We start from the raw sequence: 14,965 nt of genomic DNA, 5'->3' as shown, positions 1-14,965 counted from the left end.
GTCACAGTCCCAGCGTGGTGCGGGCGTTGGTCCACGCGTCCGTGCAGTGCCGCAGGGTCTCGCCCTTGGTCTGCGCGGCGCTAAACAGTCGCGTGATGTGGGTGTCGGTGAGGCAGCCGCACCGGCCGTGCGTGGACAGCACGGCCAGGAACGTGCGGTACACGGTCGCGTGGATCCCACTGCGGGCCTCGGTGATGCGCTGCTCTGCCATGGCGATGCCCCGCTCCAGATAGGCGGGCGTGCGGTGCGGGCACTCCTCGTTCCCGGCACCTGTGGGCACGGTGACCGCATGCGGCGCCGGCCGAGCCTGGGAGGGCTCCTTCACCACCAAGGCGCGCACGGCGTCCGGCAGGTCGGCCATCACGCCGGTGCCGGGGCCGAGGTAGCGGGCGTAGGACATGGACGACTTGATGTCCACGCCGGGGCGGACCGCGTTCACGGAGCGCATGGCGCCCCGGTAGATCCAGTGCTCACCGCGCGTCGTCGGCACGGCCCGCGTGGCGGGCAGGGCGGTACGGGCCCAGGCGATGGCGTCCGCGTCGTCCAGGTCGACCACGGTCAGCCCGGCGTCGCCGGGGTGGTAGCCGACGCACACCGCCCGCCGCCACGCCGCCGCCCACGAGGGCGAGACGATGACGGCCGGGTCGGTGGTGGCGGCGGCCCAGGCGTGGCAGACGCCGGGGCACCGGCACGGGCCCGGGGTCTTCATGTTCGGCCGGCCGCCGCACGCGTTGTCCGCGCACGCCGTGCAGTTGCCGAACGGCACCTTGCCCCGGCGCAGGGGCAGCACGGGCACGCCGGACGCGGCGAGGCTCACCGCGGTGCGCTGGGGGTGCAGCGTCTCGCTCATGCCGCCACCCCCCATGCGGGCCTGGCCGTGGCGGTGCCGAGCAGCAGGCCGTAGGCGTGGTGCGCCTGACGGGGTACGACGCCGTTGCCGAGGATCTTCAGTTGTTCCTTGCGGGGGATGCCGGGCACGGCGGTGACCCATCCTTCGGGCAGGCCCATCATCCATTCGGTGAACAGCGGTGACAGGCGCCGGTTGCCGCGTGTGCCCGGTTCGGTCGGGCAGGGCGCCGTCCGTCCGGTGATGTGCTCCCAGCGGCGGATGGCGGGACCGTAGTCGGTGCCGTCGGCGGCCACCCACCGCTCGTCCAGTGGGACCGGCCCGGACGGCGTGGTGTCGACGCCGGCGAGCAGGTTCACGGCCACCTCGTTCAGCGGCCGGGCGTTGCGTTCCAGCAGGTTCGACGCACCGGACTTCCAGTCGCGTGCCGCCGGTGTGGGCAGCAGACTCACGACTCCCGGGGCGGCGGGAGCTTCGTCACCGCGGTGCGCAGGTTCATCCCGCCCTTGCGCTTCGGCGAGGTGCCGGGGCCGCCAGTGCCGTCCGAGCTGGTGGGGGTCGGCATCAGCGGGATGGGCAACTGCGAACCAGCGGTCGCGCTCGTGCGGGGCGCCGGTTTCGGGGTCACCAGCGCGTACACATGTCCACCGGACGTCATACCCGAGCGCGGCCAGGTCCGCGGCGACGACGTCCAGCCCCCGCGAGCGGAGCGCCGCCACGTTTTCCAGGAAGACGAGGCGCGGTCGAAGGTGGCCCACAGCCTCAGCGACGTTTTTCCAGACTCGCGACCACTGCCCATTGATCCCGTCCCTTCGTCCAGCGTTGGAGGTGTTGCGGCAGGGGAAACCGGCGCCGATCACATCCGGCCGGAACACGTCCCGGACGCGCTCCCAGTCGACGTGGCGGATGTCCCCGAGGTTGGGCACAGCGGGGTGCCGGTGGGTGAACACGGTGGCGGCGTGCGGGTCGTTCTCGGCGAAGGCGGCGACCTGGCCGCCGATGCGGGCCCGGATCGCGGCCTCTAAGCCGCCGTAGCCGGCGCACAGCGACAGGATGTGCGGCGAGTCAGGTGCTCGCCGAATGTCGGTGGGTTGGGTCATGCTGGGGTGTCTCCAGTTCTCTTGTTGGGTGCTGGTTGACGGGGCGGTCGCGGTCTTTGGCGAGAGGCGACCGCCCCGAGTCATGACAACTTGGGGGTGAAATGACGACTGCGTGGCTGGTGCTGGCTCTGGGGGACAGACGAGAGCACGCCGGGAACGACGGGTACGACGACAACCCGGCGGAGCACTACAGCTGGGACAGCACGGTTCCCAATCACGCGCGCCTGGCAGAGGGAGACGTGATCGCCCTCTGGGACAGGAAGGAACTGATCGGCGTCTCGGTCATCGAGGCCATCGAGACGGACACTCGCGAGAAACCGCTGTATTTCTGCCCGCATTGCGACAAGGCAGCGATCAAACGGAGACAGCAGAAGGCGCCCCAGTACCGGTGTTACGACTGCGGAGCGTCGTTCGACGTCCCCGGTCGCACAACCAAGCAGGTAACGACTTACCAGTCACGCCATGGCAAGGCATGGATGGAGGCGCGAGGGCTGCTATCCGGGGCGGAACTACGGGCCCTGTGTGACTCGCCGCGATCGCAGCACAGCATGCGACCCGCGCGGTGGGAGAAGCTACGCAACGCCCTGGCCGCTGTCACGGGCGATGTCGTTGAACTCGACGTGCTGGAAGAGACGCGCTTGGCCATTCCCGGAGGACACCGGGAGTCGGTCGTACGGGTTCGTATAGGGCAAGGCGCCTTCCGTAAGCGGCTGCTGGCCGACCAAGGCGAGCTGTGTGCTTTCACAGGCCCTGCGCCCGCCACAGCCCTGGAAGCTGCCCACCTTTACAGCTATGCCCAGAGCGGCGAGCACCACGAGCACGGCGGGCTGCTCCTGCGCCGCGATATCCACCGTCTCTTCGACTTGGGCGAGATTGCGGTGAATCCCACGACAGGCACGCTCGACATCTCCGCGGAGATGCTCGCGTATCCGCTGTATGCGAGCTTGCAGGGAAAACCGGTGGCAGTCCCCCTGCAAAGAGAACACCGCACCTGGCTCGGTAGGCACTGGTGTCTCCATCGACCGGAGTCCTAGCCGGCCCAGCCCACGGACACCTGGGTCTCAGCCGTGGAAGTGGTTGCGCTTGAAGACGGCCCGGCGGATGTTCACGGTCGTGCCGCCGCGGTGGCTACTGGTCCCGAGGACCTGGACGGCGATCCATCCGCCGAAGACGACGGCGGCGAGGATGACGAGCTGCGTGACGAACGCGGTGAGGGCGGCGATGAACGAGGTGAGCAGCAGCAGCCCGCCGCAGACCGCGAGGAAGCCGACGCCCCCGAGGGCGACGTTCACCGCCGCGCGGGAGATGGCCGGCTTGGCGGTGACCGGTTCGGGCTGAGCCGGGGCCACGGCGTAGCCGGTGACGACCCGGCCGTCCGGCAGGACGATGCTCGCCACCGCTGGCGTCGTGTGCGGCTGGACGGGGACGACGGTTGCCGGGTGGACGGCGGCGGGGGTGATGGGGGTCGGCCGGTGGATGGTGGGTTCGTTCACGGGTGGCCTCCGGTCAGCCGAGGTCGGAAAGGGCGGCGGCGCACGCGCTCATCACGTCGTGGATGGGGCCGTACGCGCCGGTTCCGGCGGTGAAGAACCCGAACAGGAACAGGACGAGGGCGGCGCCGCCGCCGGCGGAGCGGGTCTTGACCGCGAAGACGGAGGCGGCGCCGAACAGCAGCACGGCGGAGATGTCGAGAATCATCGGGAGCCTCCCGGGGTGTGGGTGCCGGCGCGGTGGACGCGGGCCCACCGGTTGTAGAGCCAGCGGCCGGTGCGGATGCGCTTGCCGGTGGCGTGGCAGCGGCGGCAGTCCTTGCCGCGCTTCATGCGGCCCTTGCGGTCCGTGGTGATGGCGTGGCCCATGCCACGGCAGCGGCGGCAGTCACCGAACGGCGACACCGCACACACCCCGACGTAACAGAGCGTGATGCCGAGTATGAGAGTGATGGCGAGCAGGGCGGAGGTCATGAAGGGCCCTCCCAGGCAGGTTTCAGGGGTTTGCGCAGGTGGGCCGCTATCCGCTAGCGGCCTGATCAAAGGCGGTTTGGGGCGCTAGCGGGGCCGCTAACGTTAGCGGGGGCTGCCGCTATCGTTAGCGGCCCCGCAGGCTCAGCCCGCGTCCCGCTTTCCGTCACGCTCCGCAATCGCGGTGGTGATGTGAGAGCGGTCGACGCCACGCCGGTTGACGACCTTGCCGTTCACCCGGCGCCCGACCTGGATCGTGGCGATGCCGTGCGGCTTGAGCGCGGCGGCCAGCGCGTCGGGGTCCCATCCGTCGTAGACCTCGGGGCGCAGGTCCGCGAGCCGGGCCGTGATGGTCTCCGACCACGCCTTGGCCTCCTTCGCGGGGACCACGGCGAGGATGTCCGCCAGCAGGTCATAGGCCGCCGTGGTCGGCTCCGGCGCCTCCCCGAGGGCGTGACCGGCGAGCAGTCCGGCCTTCTCCCGGACCCGGCGGGCGCGGCCGGCGATGGCTTCGGCGCCGCCAGCGTCCACGTAGACGGAGCGGACGATCCGGGCGTCGGAGCCCTCGCCCACGAAGTAGTGGATGCCCTTGTCTCCCCAGGCGAACATGGTCGCCCGCACGCCGCGCTTGTAGGCGGAGGTGCCCAGGACCATGTCGTTCTCCAGCTGGCCCATGACCTTCAGGCACCACCGGGCGGACGCGTTCGCGCTGATGCCGGTGGGCAGCGACTTGGCGTCGGGGCGCTGCGTGGCCAGCAGGACGACGATGCCGGTGGCGGGGCCGCGCTTGACCAGGTCGGTGATGATCTCCTCGAATTCCTTGCCGTGTTCGGCGTGCTCGAACAGGACCTGGCACTCGTCCACCCCGACCACGATGGGGTGCAGCCCGAGCGACCGTTTGTCCGCGAGCGCGGACGTGACCTTGGACTCGGGGCAGATGTCCCGGGGCAGGAACCGGATGACCTTGGTGCGGCGGCGCAGTTCCTCGCGCAGGGCCCGGAAGTCGTCCAGGGCGTACTGGACGGATTCGTCGTCGTCGCCGGCGGCGTGCCGGTAGCCGACCGCGTTGCCCACCGGGTCCAGGTCGCCGGTGCCCTTCATGTCGTAGGTGTGCAGCTCAGCGCGCGGATCGAGGGCCGCGATCAGCAACAGCAACCGCAGAAGGAACGTCTTTCCCATGCGGGGGATGGCGCCGATGACGCCCGCGATGTACATGAGCGTCACCTCGGTCCACCGGCCACGCTGGTCGGTGCCGTAGGCCACCGGCTTGAACAGGTCCACCTGCCCGGACTTCAGCAGCGGCCACGCCGGCTGAGCGGCGCGGGACATGTCCTGGTCCCCGACCCACAGCACCAGGTGCCCGGTGTGTTCATCCGGTACCGCTTCGGGCCACACGCAGCCCAGCGGGCGGCGCAGACCGGACGCGAGCCGCTCGCGCCGCTCGATGATGTCCGTGACCGTGACGCCGTAGGGGAGGTTGCCTTCCGCGCGCCAGCCGGGGCCGTCGCGGGTGATGGGGGCGGTGAACTCGAACCCGTCCCGGCCCTTGCCCTGCGCCTGATTGATCGCGGGAATGCCGAGTGCCCCGAGGGCCCGAAGGACGATGTCACTGGTGAGCTTGGTTGCCTTGGGCAGTTCCACGGCCCGGTGCACGACCGGGGCGTCCGCCTTGCGGCCGGCCGTCCCCAGGGCGAGAACGACCGCGCTCACGGAGACGGCTTGCAGCCAGTCGGGGGCCAGCACGTAGATGGCGAGGGCGGCCCCGAGACCGATGAACGTCGCCAGGGCGGCGACCAGGGTCCGCAGCCGGACCCGTCCGTCCCGCTGCCGCGACAGCTTGAGGTACTCGGCGGCGTCCTCGCGGCGCACGGCGGCCAGGCGAACCGGTTCGCCCTCGCGGTCGGCCACCCACCGCATCGTGCCTCCGACGAACCGGGCGGCACCGGCCGGGGCCTGGAAGGCGAGGCGGGCGGCGTAGACCGGGGCACGGAGCGCGTGGTAGCCGGCGGCGTGGGTGTAGTGGCGGGCCACCCACACCGACGCGGTGCGCAGTTCGGCCACGGACTTCAGCCAGAGGGGGACGACCGCGCGGCGGCGGGCGCCGGCGAGCCGTCCGAGATAGCCGGGACTGGTAGCCGCGGGGGCGGGCTGGTCGACCATGACCGGGGTGTCCGGGTCGGCCGGTACAGGCTCCGGGACGGTGACGGGGGCCGGTTCGCGGGCGGCGCGGGCCTTGTCCAGGTCGACCACATCCGCGCCGGCGTCGGTGGCCATTTCGGCTTCCAGGCGGTTGAACAGTTCATTGTCGTCGTCGGGGTGCTTCACTATGAGACTTCCTTCTCTCGCAGGAGGAAGGCGGGGCCCGGTCCGTCGCTGTAGGAGGTGGGCGGACGGGCCCCGCCGGATGTCAGGCGGCGTTCTGCTCGGGGCAGGCGCAGGGCACGCACGTGCCGAGTGAGGTCGGGATGACGTAACCGGCATCCGTGCGGCACTGCGGGCAGATGCGGCGGGCGGCGTTGGCCTTGGCGAGCGCCGCCCACCGGCCCGGAGTCATCGGCCGGACCGGTTTGGCGAGGTCGACGCGGTAGAGGTAGGCGACCAGGGGCGGGCGGCCCCGCCGCCGGGGCCGTTCGAGCTGAGCGGCCACGTCCTGACCACCGGGCCGCAGCCCGCGCGCCCTGAGCTGGCGGCGGGTGGCGTAGCCGTCCGGGGCGAGGTGCCACCGGTAGACGGGCAGCGTGCTCACGCCGCGCCGCGCCGTCCGGGGCGGCGACCGGCGACCGATCCGAGCAGCCGCCCCAGACGGGCCCGGCGCGGACCAGGCCGACCGGACCGCTTGGCCGCGTACATGGCTTCATCGGCGCGGCGCAGCAGCGCGGACAGGTCCTCGCCGGGGTGGTCGGCGGCCCGCACCCAACCCAGGGACACCGTGGTGTGCACCTGGGGCGCGGTGTCGACGGGCCGGGCGAGGACGCGGGCGAGGGTGTGTAGCCGGTCGGCCATCGTGCCGTCGCGGTCGACGACGACGGCGGCGAACTCGTCCCCGCCGAGCCGCCCCGCCACCCCGCCGGGCGTGGTGCCGTGGGCGAGGCGGGCGGCGACCGCCTTCAGCAGCGCGTCGCCGGCGGCGTGGCCGTGGGTGTCGTTGATCTGCTTGAAGTGGTCGACGTCCGCCAGCACGACCACGGCGCGCTGGTCGCGCAGCAGGCGGCGGGCCCGGCGGGTGAAGGCGTCCCGCGTCCACAACCCGGTGAGCGGGTCGCGGCGGGCGGTGGTCAGCCGTGTGTGCAGCCATCGGGCGTGGACCGCCCACCCGAGGGCGGGCGGCACGGCCGGTAAGAGCGCGGCGAGGGTGTTCACGCGGCCACCCGCTTCCACGCGGCCCGCAACCGGACCTCACTGGCGGAGTGGCCGGCGGCCCGGAAACGGGCAGCCATGTCCCGGTACGAGAGGGGCGGGGTCTGGCTGTGCCGGATCTCGTGCACGAGCGTGTCCAGCGCGTCATCCGACAGCGCGGGAGCTCCCGGTTCCAGCGCGGGCACTGGTTCGGTGGGGCCCCATACGGGCAGTTCCCAGCGGGGTGTGACGCCGGGTGTGACGGGGGCCGTCACGCTGGTCAGCGCCCGTCCGGTCTCCTCGCCCTTACGGGCCGTCTCTAGCGTCGACCACGCCCCCGCGAGCCTCTGCGCGGTGGCGGCCTGGACGCGTGCGACGCGCGCCCCGGCTTCCGTCACAGCCGCAAGCCGGGTTTCCTCGGTGGCCGCTTCCGCTCGCAGCCGGGCACGCGCCACGGCCGCTTCGTCTCGCGCTTCCTGCTGGATTCCCCGGATGGCGTCCAGGGCGAGCGGGGTCAGCGCGGTGCGCTCCCACAGGCTGTGCACCAGCCACAGCGCCTTGGCCGCGATCGGCAGCCACGCCACCGCGAGCCACGCCCCGGCGGCGTGGTCGGCGCTCAGGGCGTGCGCTACGAGGACGCCGGCAGCGAGGACGCCGAAGGACCAGCCGACGGCGGTGACGGCGCGGTTGTGGTCGCCTTGGGCGGCCAGGCGCCGTTCGTAGGCGAGGGTGGCCAGCCATCCGCCGTCGATGCCGAGACCGACGACCAGGGCGACCGGCCACGGCACCGCCGCCCCCAGCCACATCATGACCACCGCGAGGGTGAGCACCATCGACACGGCCGTCATCGCGACCGCGGGAAGTACCGTCTTCGCCTTCACCGCACGCCCCCCGCCTGTCCCGCCGGGGCCGGGTTGCTCACGGGGACGTCCGCGAAGGCGGTCAGCATGATGACCGCCCCCGCGAAGTCGCCTTCAGCCTTCAGCACGCGGGTGCGGCCGTCGCTCTGCGTGCCGTAGCCGACCGCGTCCGGAGCGATCCCCAGGGCGGTGCGCCACTGCTCGAACGCGGCCAGGCTCTCCCCCGAGGTGCCGTGGAAGGACAGCCGCAGCCACTTCGGGAAGACGCGGGACACGTCCACGTCGGGGGCGGGCAGGTGACCGAAGTCCACGGCCAGCAGCCGCAGCGCCCGCAGGGGGACCGTGCGGTCGTCCAGCGTCATGCCGCACCCCCTGCCGTGATCAGCGCGGCGAGGACGAGCAGGGCGCCGCCGGCGGCGGTCAGGTCGACCGCGCGACGCAGACAGGTGAACTTGGCGACCGCCAGCCGCGACAGACCGGCGATGTCGGCGGCCATGTCCCTGTCGACCGCCGCCGTGATCTCCTCGGCCGTGAGCGTGGCCCACAGCGGGAAGCCGTGCCGGCCGGACAGGTTCGGCCGCACCGACCGCAGCAGCAGACCGGCCGCGCCGACCAGCAGCGCCAGACCAGCGCCCCCGGCGATACAGGCGGGGACGTTGAGGGGGAGGTCGCGGGCGACCGTCCACGATCCGGCGAGGACGGCGCCGACGAACGCCAGCAGCAGCGCCGTCTTCGCGTCCGTCCGCGCGATCTCCGCCTTCACCTCCGCGTGCGCGGCGGTCAGGTTCTTCTCCGTCGCGGTACTCACGCGGCACCCCCGGGCAGGCTCGTACCGGCCGTGCGGTTGACCAGCGCGGCCCGGGCGGCGAGCGCCCGGCGTCGGGCCCGGCGGATACGCCGCTCGTCCAGCTCACTCGGGGTGCGGTCCAGGGTGGTGATGTGTGCGTCCAGGAGGTCGACGTCCGCCAGGATGACGGGCATCTCCTGCTCGATCGCGTCCAGCTCAGCGGGGGTCGGCTCGATGAAGTCGGCGAACGCCGTGATGGCGTCCTGAAGTGTGACAACGTGGTTCATGGGTCGTGGTTCCTTCCAGCGAGGAACGGCCCGAACAGAGCCCCCGGTGTTCCCGCACCGGGGGCTCGCGCCGTTGGAGTCGATTCCGCCTCCCCGCACTCCCGTCCGTACGTCGCCACGCAGTGCGCGGAACGGACGGGCGGGAGAGGCAGCCGGCCGCAGCGTGACGTGCTGCGAGCCGTGGTGGACTGTGCTTGCTGTCCATGCGCCGCTGATCGGTCCGTAACGGGCGGCGCTCAGGGTCTTCGTCGGTGCATCGGATGTCCTTCCGGCGAGGTCAACGAGGGTGAATCACTGCAAGGGGGACCGCGTCCCCACTCTCCGGCCGTTGCTCGCGGTCACCGGGCCACCTCGCCAGTACGGGCCGAAACCCTGTTCCACCTGGCCTTTAGCGGGATTGCAGCGTCCCCGCCCTGTGCATCAGCGCAGCCCAAAGAAGGCCACTAACTCGCCGCTGTCCTGGGACTGCGGTTCGCTTGAGAAGACAATGGCACGCAGTCCCAGGACAGTCAACAGTCCTGGGACTGTGCTTCACTGGTCGATGTCGACGGGAGGTTCTGCATGGCGCCGAAGTGGCGAGAACTTGCAGACCGGATTGCAGAGAAGATCCGGTCTGGCGAATACGCCCCCAATCAACAGTTGCCGCAGATCAGGGACTTGGTGGAGGCCGGTGAAGGCTCCAAGTCCACTGTTCACGCGGCCTACAAGGCGCTGGAGGCCGAAGGGCTGGTGACGTCTTCCCGTGGGCACGGCACGGTCGTCCGCGATCGGCCACCGCTCAAACGGCTCGGAATCGAGCGGTATGACAAAGCCAAGTGGAGAGACGGCGATGAAGTCGCCTTCATCGCTGACCGGGTGGCGTCCGGGCGCTCGTACCGGCGTAACGAGCAGACTCAGACGGTCAGCAAGGTTCCGGCGCCGCCAGTAGTGGCTGCCGCGCATGGCTTGCCCGAGGGGGCTGACGTCTACGCCCGTGCACGGTTGGTCAAGGAAGGGACGCAGCCCACTCACGCCCTGACCAGCTACTACCGCCCGGAGCACGTTGAAGGAACGCGCATTGTCGACCCGACTCCGGGTCCGGCCGGCAGGGGCGGTGGCTTCCGCGTGCTGTACGACGCGGGATACGAGATCGATCACATGCGGGAGACGCTGTTCGCCCGGGTGCCCACCCCTGACGAAGTGCAGCTCTTGCAGCTCTCTCCTGGGGAATGGGTCGTAGAACTGCATCGAACGACATTCACGGCCGATGGCACGGTGGTCGAGTTCGCGCTTGGCGTGCACGCGGCTACGCGCTTTTCATGGACGTACGACTTCGAGGTGCCCGACTCGGCGGCGGAAGGTGGAGCGGAGAAGTGATCTCGCAGCAGTCATGGGAGGACGCGCGTCGACTCTGGGACTTCCAGCAGATGGGCCACGAAGTGCGCCCATGTTCGGTCGCCATCGGCCTAGGGAGTCATGATCTCGGGGTCGCTGACACTACGGCGGCCCTGTACCACGACGGCATGGTGCCACTGATCGTTTTCACGGGAGCGACCAGCCGGACCACCCGTGAGCGGATGCCGCGCGGCGAGGCGGAGCACTACCGGGAGAGGGCCGTCGAACTCGGCGTGCCGCCGGACGCCATCCTCGTGGAGCCAGACGCCCGGAACACTGGAGAGAACGTCAGGTTCTCACGCGCGCTGCTTGCTGATCAGGACGTCGCCGTGTCGTCGGTCCTGCTTGTCTGCAAGCCTTACGAGGAACGGCGCGCGTACGCGACGGCGCGCAAGCTGTGGCCCGATGTGGAGTGGATCTGCGCTTCAGCGTCGATGACCTTCGCGGAGTACATCGCTTCGATCGGTGACGAACGCCTAGTCATTGACATGCTGGTTGGAGCCCAGCAGCGGCTGATGATCTATCCGGATGAAGGGTTCATGATTCGTCTGGAGATCCCGGCGGACGTCGATGCGGCGTATCGGCGTCTTGTCGCGGATGGCTTCACGAGCCGTCTTGTTCCGACTATGGCGGCACGCGACTGAGGGGCCCTGCGGCCAACCTGTGGTCAGGAATCAGCCTGTCGGGCCCTGAAGAACCTCAAAGATGCTGGTCAGAGGCCGGTTCCTCCCGCGGTAGGGGACGCTCTTGAAAACCGTTGGGCTTTCGCGCGGTACAACTTTCTCTACCTCATCAAGCACCCGGCTCCGCTCCGCTCCGCCGGGCGGGCTCCCGGCTCCGCTCGGGGCGCCGCTCCTGCCTTCGGCCCGCTCCGCCCCGGCTGCGCCGACGCCCGCCCACTGTGGATAGGCCCGGAGGTCATGAGTCGAGCGCCCGACACGTTCGCGGCTCACGGTCACAGACGATGCCTCCGGCGGGGGATCGGCCGGCACCGGGTGGGAGGGGGCGCCGTTCCCGGCCGCGGGCACATCGTGGCGAGCGTGGTGGGCTCCCATCCCGTCCACCGTCGCCCCAGGCAGAGCCGAGCAGACGCGGCCCATGGCGTCCAGGTCGTTCGTACAGTGGCGCGCTCCACCTGGACGCCATGAACCACGCCCGCTCCACGGTGTGTGGGTCGACGGCGGACGGGATGGGAGCAGGACAAGGTGGGGGTCCAAGTGAGACGCGGGTGCCAGCTTGATATCCATGGCGTCGACGGATACCAGCCGAGCTGCGATCCTCGCCGCCAACACCGACCCCTGGGTAGGGGTGGCCGCAGTGTCCAGCTGACAGCTTCAGTCCTCAGCAACCCACCACGCGAAGATCCTCCGCATGGCAACCTACGTCCATGCAAGAACACTGGGATCTTTCGGGACGTGATGTCGTACCAGACCTACGTGCCACGGCACGTCCAGCTGATGTAGGTGCAGCCGCCCTTCACGCGATGCTGAGTGCGTCGGGAACACGTTGGGCACCGCCTTACGAAGAAGTGCGCAAGAACTTGCAGATCAGAAGCAAGCAGGTGGCGCCCGAGTTGCAAGATCAAGCAGACCAACGCTTCAGAACATACATGGCTTTGTTCCGGGGAATCGGCCTTCTATACGAAGAAAGCGGTGTGCTGGAGTCTACAGACATCGGCAAAAATCTACTCGCCATCCTCAATGACCAATATCAGCGCATCGATGACTTCAGCCAGCAGATTTATGGCACCTACCGCGCTCAACTCGCCCAGATGGTGGCCCCTACCCTCGCTAGGTACCAACTCGCAAACCCACTCACACGTGATGCATATCCGCCGGGAACCGACATCAGACCCCTGTTGGCCATCTGGCGCGCGATGAGGAAATTGGACAACAAACTACATTGGGAAGAGATGGGGCGGTGTCTCACAACGTGCTTGATGGAATCAGAGATCGATTCGGCAATCGACCGGATTGCAAGTGCTCGTACGCAGGCCGGCTACGATCCGAATGACCCTGCAATCATGGATCAGGTCCTCGGCCCTCGTCGCCCCGACAAGGGAGCCAACCAGTCCGACAGGCTGGACACATGGTTTTCTCGTGCAGCTTTTAAAAACCTCCTACTTGAATATCGCGATCGATCGGATGGCTACCGCTACCTAAACCCAGAGTTTATTTCTCTAATCGACGAAACGATTGATGCCTCCCCTGAGCCGCGACAGTTTACTGACCGAGGGGAGTACGTACGCTGGCTCGGAGAAGCTCCGGAGAAGCCAACACTCGCGCTGTCCCGATCCGACGATAAGCTCCGAAACTTCATCGTTGAGAAATGCCGTCGCTATGGCGATCGCCAGATTATGGCACTCGTAGGCCCAGCCGGGACAGGGAAGACAAGAGTGGCGCAGGAAGTCGCCATGGCCTTGGCGGAAGAAGACCTCAGTCGCATTTTGACAGTGCAATTCCATGCCGCATTCACCTATGAGGAGTTCGTGGGCGGACTCGCCCCGAGCCACGGTGGCGGCTTTGAGCCTTCACCTGGTGCCCTTGTGCAGATAAACGAGGCAGCTCTGGCCTCTCCAGACAAGACACACGTTCTCATCGTCGACGAGTTGAGCAGAGCCGATGTCGCCAATGTCCTAGGCGAGCTCCTCACCTACATCGAGTACAGAAACCGCCCATTCCTAGTCCCTGGACTGAATGAACGAGTAGCAATCGCTCCGAACCTGGTGATCATTGCAACCATGAATCCTGCTGACCGAAGCGTTATCAACATGGACGACGCATTGGTAAGAAGGCTGAGGCAGATTGAAATCCCACCCAGTCGCGAGGCTCTCGAGGCAATCCTGACGGATTCGGGAATGGCAAATGATCTTCGAGGCCAAGTGGTTCGGTGGTTCGACGGCTTGCCAGCAGATGCCCCCTTCGGGCACGGCCTATTCGTTGGCATGCGCGACGAACACGACCTACATGACCTTTGGAACGAATCACTACGATACTTCCTTCGCCGCGGCGGTATCACAACATACCCTAATCCGGAACAGATCGAGAACGGTTATGTCTGGAAAAGCCCTACTTATAGCGCAACATCCGAGGAATAGTTGTGAGAGCCACCACATACGGACGCGTTCAACTCACACATGAGGAAGCTGGATACTCCCTCGAAGAGCTGTCTAAGCTTTCATGGGTTCGAGCCAGAGTGGCCTCCGTGCGGCCAAATCGTTTCGGCTACGACCTCGAAATCGGCCCCTACGCTGGCACTCTTGTCGTCCACGAAAACCTCGTTATCACTATCGAGGAAATGGTTCCTGGAACTGTCGATGCGTGTCTCAGCTTGTCCTCCAGTGGCCGACGACAAGCCTCACAAGCGGCACAACCCGGATCAACGCTGCCTCCACTTGCTTCCGTTGCGCGAGCATTTTCCGACATGATCGAGAAGGAGTTGGCACTAGGACCACAGAAGCAGTACACCGCGACCTCTGCCTACAGCAATCGCGTCAGAGGAAAAATCCATGTCGGCGAAACAGTCCGCAATTTGTGGAGCCGCGGACGACACGACATGCTGGCAATACGCTATCGCAATCTAACTGAAGATACAGAAATAAATAGGTATCTACTGGCAGCTTGCCTCCGGGCCGAGCATCTGCTGAATGAGCACGATGAGGAAAGAGTGGCCGTACAGCGATGCATCCAAATGCTTTCGGGAGCGAAGATGCTTCTCGAACCAACTCTTACGTCGCCTTCTCTCAACGTCAGCGCAAGCCTGAAAGAAACCTTGGAAGTAGCTAGGACCCTGATCCGTGGTGTGCCATTCAACTTCCGAGATACAGGGAATTCGCCGTTCAGCGCTTGGGTGAACATCGACCGAATCTTCGAGGAAGCAGTGCGCACCATCTGTCGGAATTCGATACCAACCGACTTCACGGTGACGGATGGGAGAGCACAGAAAATTCCCTTGTTTCACGCGCTAGAGGGAGATCCACTACCTGTAGCAAAAAGAGCCGATCCCGACATCGTAATCCGGGGCGCGACTATGACCGGACTACTCGATGCAAAGTATAGGAAGTCAGGAGAAAAGGTCACCGAAGACGCTATATATCAACTGATCTCTCACGCTGGAGCATTCGCGGCCGACGCTGCCGCACTGGTGGCTCCAGCTCTACATGGCCCGCCAGGCATCCGCAGACTAGGTCGCATCAGCACAGGGTGCTCTGTCGACGTCATCGCAGTCGACCCCACGCGGGCGGATCTGATGAGCGACCTGATCGGTCAGTGGACTGCGAGACTGAGGCAGTGATTTAGCTCACGTCGGGATGATCGGTGAGGCATGCTGTGTTACCAACACGCCGTCATGTCCCCATGACTGTACCGGCTCACCCTCGAGGTCCGATGGTCTCAGATGGTGCGCCAGAGACCG

At 67.7% G+C, this 14,965-nt stretch carries 17 protein-coding genes; 5 read left to right on the top strand and 12 right to left on the bottom strand.

What is annotated here, in order from left to right:
• Window position 1: 1 nt before the first annotated feature.
• Complete coding sequence (locus ABZ371_RS01510) at window positions 2–850, bottom strand: bifunctional DNA primase/polymerase (protein ID WP_358672552.1); 849 nt, start codon at window positions 848–850, stop codon at window positions 2–4.
• Window positions 847–1,947: a DNA cytosine methyltransferase gene (locus ABZ371_RS01505; protein ID WP_358672551.1), complete on the bottom strand. Its 1,101-nt coding sequence runs from the start codon at window positions 1,945–1,947 to the stop codon at window positions 847–849. Before ABZ371_RS01505 ends, ABZ371_RS01510 begins: the two co-directional genes overlap by 4 nt.
• A gap of 101 nt (window positions 1,948–2,048) precedes the next feature.
• Between ABZ371_RS01505 and ABZ371_RS01500 the strand changes: the two genes are divergently transcribed.
• Entirely contained in the window at window positions 2,049–2,981 is a 933-nt protein-coding gene (locus ABZ371_RS01500) for an HNH endonuclease (protein ID WP_358672550.1), read from the top strand.
• A gap of 27 nt (window positions 2,982–3,008) precedes the next feature.
• Here the strand turns inward: ABZ371_RS01500 and ABZ371_RS01495 are convergent, their stop codons facing one another.
• From ABZ371_RS01495 to ABZ371_RS01450, 10 genes are all read right to left on the bottom strand, one after another.
• The gene (locus ABZ371_RS01495; protein WP_358672549.1) at window positions 3,009–3,440 is read right to left on the bottom strand and encodes a hypothetical protein; all 432 of its coding nucleotides are present in this window, start codon (window positions 3,438–3,440) and stop codon (window positions 3,009–3,011) included.
• A 13-nt stretch (window positions 3,441–3,453) separates the two neighbouring features.
• Entirely contained in the window at window positions 3,454–3,645 is a 192-nt protein-coding gene (locus tag ABZ371_RS01490) for a hypothetical protein (protein WP_358672548.1), read from the bottom strand.
• The gene (locus ABZ371_RS01485; protein WP_358672547.1) at window positions 3,642–3,911 is read right to left on the bottom strand and encodes a hypothetical protein; all 270 of its coding nucleotides are present in this window, start codon (window positions 3,909–3,911) and stop codon (window positions 3,642–3,644) included. Before ABZ371_RS01485 ends, ABZ371_RS01490 begins: the two co-directional genes overlap by 4 nt.
• A 141-nt stretch (window positions 3,912–4,052) precedes the next feature.
• Window positions 4,053–6,233 (bottom strand): cell division protein FtsK, encoded by a 2,181-nt coding sequence (locus ABZ371_RS01480; RefSeq protein WP_358672546.1) that lies wholly within the window; start codon window positions 6,231–6,233, stop codon window positions 4,053–4,055.
• A gap of 82 nt (window positions 6,234–6,315) precedes the next feature.
• Complete coding sequence (locus ABZ371_RS01475; protein WP_358672545.1) at window positions 6,316–6,654, bottom strand: RRQRL motif-containing zinc-binding protein; 339 nt, start codon at window positions 6,652–6,654, stop codon at window positions 6,316–6,318.
• On the bottom strand, window positions 6,651–7,268 hold the full coding sequence (locus tag ABZ371_RS01470; protein ID WP_358672544.1) for a GGDEF domain-containing protein: 618 nt from the start codon (window positions 7,266–7,268) through the stop codon (window positions 6,651–6,653). The genes ABZ371_RS01475 and ABZ371_RS01470 overlap by 4 nt, the downstream gene beginning before the upstream one ends.
• The gene (locus tag ABZ371_RS01465) at window positions 7,265–8,125 is read right to left on the bottom strand and encodes a protein spdB (protein WP_358672543.1); all 861 of its coding nucleotides are present in this window, start codon (window positions 8,123–8,125) and stop codon (window positions 7,265–7,267) included. Before ABZ371_RS01465 ends, ABZ371_RS01470 begins: the two co-directional genes overlap by 4 nt.
• Window positions 8,122–8,466: a hypothetical protein gene (locus ABZ371_RS01460; RefSeq protein ID WP_358672542.1), complete on the bottom strand. Its 345-nt coding sequence runs from the start codon at window positions 8,464–8,466 to the stop codon at window positions 8,122–8,124. The genes ABZ371_RS01465 and ABZ371_RS01460 overlap by 4 nt, the downstream gene beginning before the upstream one ends.
• The gene (locus ABZ371_RS01455; protein WP_358672541.1) at window positions 8,463–8,912 is read right to left on the bottom strand and encodes a Pycsar system effector family protein; all 450 of its coding nucleotides are present in this window, start codon (window positions 8,910–8,912) and stop codon (window positions 8,463–8,465) included. Before ABZ371_RS01455 ends, ABZ371_RS01460 begins: the two co-directional genes overlap by 4 nt.
• Window positions 8,909–9,178 (bottom strand): DUF6284 family protein, encoded by a 270-nt coding sequence (locus ABZ371_RS01450; RefSeq protein ID WP_358672540.1) that lies wholly within the window; start codon window positions 9,176–9,178, stop codon window positions 8,909–8,911. The genes ABZ371_RS01455 and ABZ371_RS01450 overlap by 4 nt, the downstream gene beginning before the upstream one ends.
• Before the next feature lie 561 nt (window positions 9,179–9,739).
• Here ABZ371_RS01450 and ABZ371_RS01445 point away from each other — a divergent pair.
• The 4 genes from ABZ371_RS01445 (at window position 9,740) to ABZ371_RS01430 (ending at window position 14,845) form a co-directional block, all read left to right on the top strand.
• Window positions 9,740–10,534 carry a GntR family transcriptional regulator gene (locus tag ABZ371_RS01445; RefSeq protein ID WP_358672539.1) on the top strand — a complete coding sequence of 265 codons (795 nt, stop codon included), beginning with the start codon at window positions 9,740–9,742 and terminating at the stop codon, window positions 10,532–10,534.
• Entirely contained in the window at window positions 10,531–11,196 is a 666-nt protein-coding gene (locus tag ABZ371_RS01440) for a YdcF family protein (RefSeq protein WP_358672538.1), read from the top strand. Before ABZ371_RS01445 ends, ABZ371_RS01440 begins: the two co-directional genes overlap by 4 nt.
• A 743-nt stretch (window positions 11,197–11,939) precedes the next feature.
• Window positions 11,940–13,649 carry an AAA family ATPase gene (locus ABZ371_RS01435; protein WP_358672537.1) on the top strand — a complete coding sequence of 570 codons (1,710 nt, stop codon included), beginning with the start codon at window positions 11,940–11,942 and terminating at the stop codon, window positions 13,647–13,649.
• Between the two features lie 200 nt (window positions 13,650–13,849).
• Entirely contained in the window at window positions 13,850–14,845 is a 996-nt protein-coding gene (locus ABZ371_RS01430) for a hypothetical protein (RefSeq protein ID WP_358672567.1), read from the top strand.
• Window positions 14,846–14,965 lie beyond the last annotated feature (120 nt).

This window comes from Streptomyces sp. NPDC005899 (genome assembly GCF_040629645.1).
Classification (GTDB): domain Bacteria; phylum Actinomycetota; class Actinomycetes; order Streptomycetales; family Streptomycetaceae; genus Streptomyces.
This window is presented reverse-complemented; position numbering and strand designations above follow the sequence as displayed.

Bases quoted from the DNA above. Each gene is read 5' to 3' on its own strand.
- ABZ371_RS01510 (WP_358672552.1), bottom strand. From the start codon at position 850: ATGAGCGAGACGCTGCACCCCCAGCGCACCGCGGTGAGCCTCGCCGCG.
- ABZ371_RS01505 (WP_358672551.1), bottom strand. From the start codon at position 1,947: ATGACCCAACCCACCGACATTCGGCGAGCACCTGACTCGCCGCACATC.
- ABZ371_RS01500 (WP_358672550.1), top strand. From the start codon at position 2,049: ATGACGACTGCGTGGCTGGTGCTGGCTCTGGGGGACAGACGAGAGCAC.
- ABZ371_RS01490 (WP_358672548.1), bottom strand. From the start codon at position 3,645: ATGATTCTCGACATCTCCGCCGTGCTGCTGTTCGGCGCCGCCTCCGTC.
- ABZ371_RS01485 (WP_358672547.1), bottom strand. From the start codon at position 3,911: ATGACCTCCGCCCTGCTCGCCATCACTCTCATACTCGGCATCACGCTC.
- ABZ371_RS01460 (WP_358672542.1), bottom strand. From the start codon at position 8,466: ATGACGCTGGACGACCGCACGGTCCCCCTGCGGGCGCTGCGGCTGCTG.
- ABZ371_RS01450 (WP_358672540.1), bottom strand. From the start codon at position 9,178: ATGAACCACGTTGTCACACTTCAGGACGCCATCACGGCGTTCGCCGAC.
- ABZ371_RS01445 (WP_358672539.1), top strand. From the start codon at position 9,740: ATGGCGCCGAAGTGGCGAGAACTTGCAGACCGGATTGCAGAGAAGATC.
- ABZ371_RS01435 (WP_358672537.1), top strand. From the start codon at position 11,940: ATGCAAGAACACTGGGATCTTTCGGGACGTGATGTCGTACCAGACCTA.
- ABZ371_RS01430 (WP_358672567.1), top strand. From the start codon at position 13,850: ATGGTTCCTGGAACTGTCGATGCGTGTCTCAGCTTGTCCTCCAGTGGC.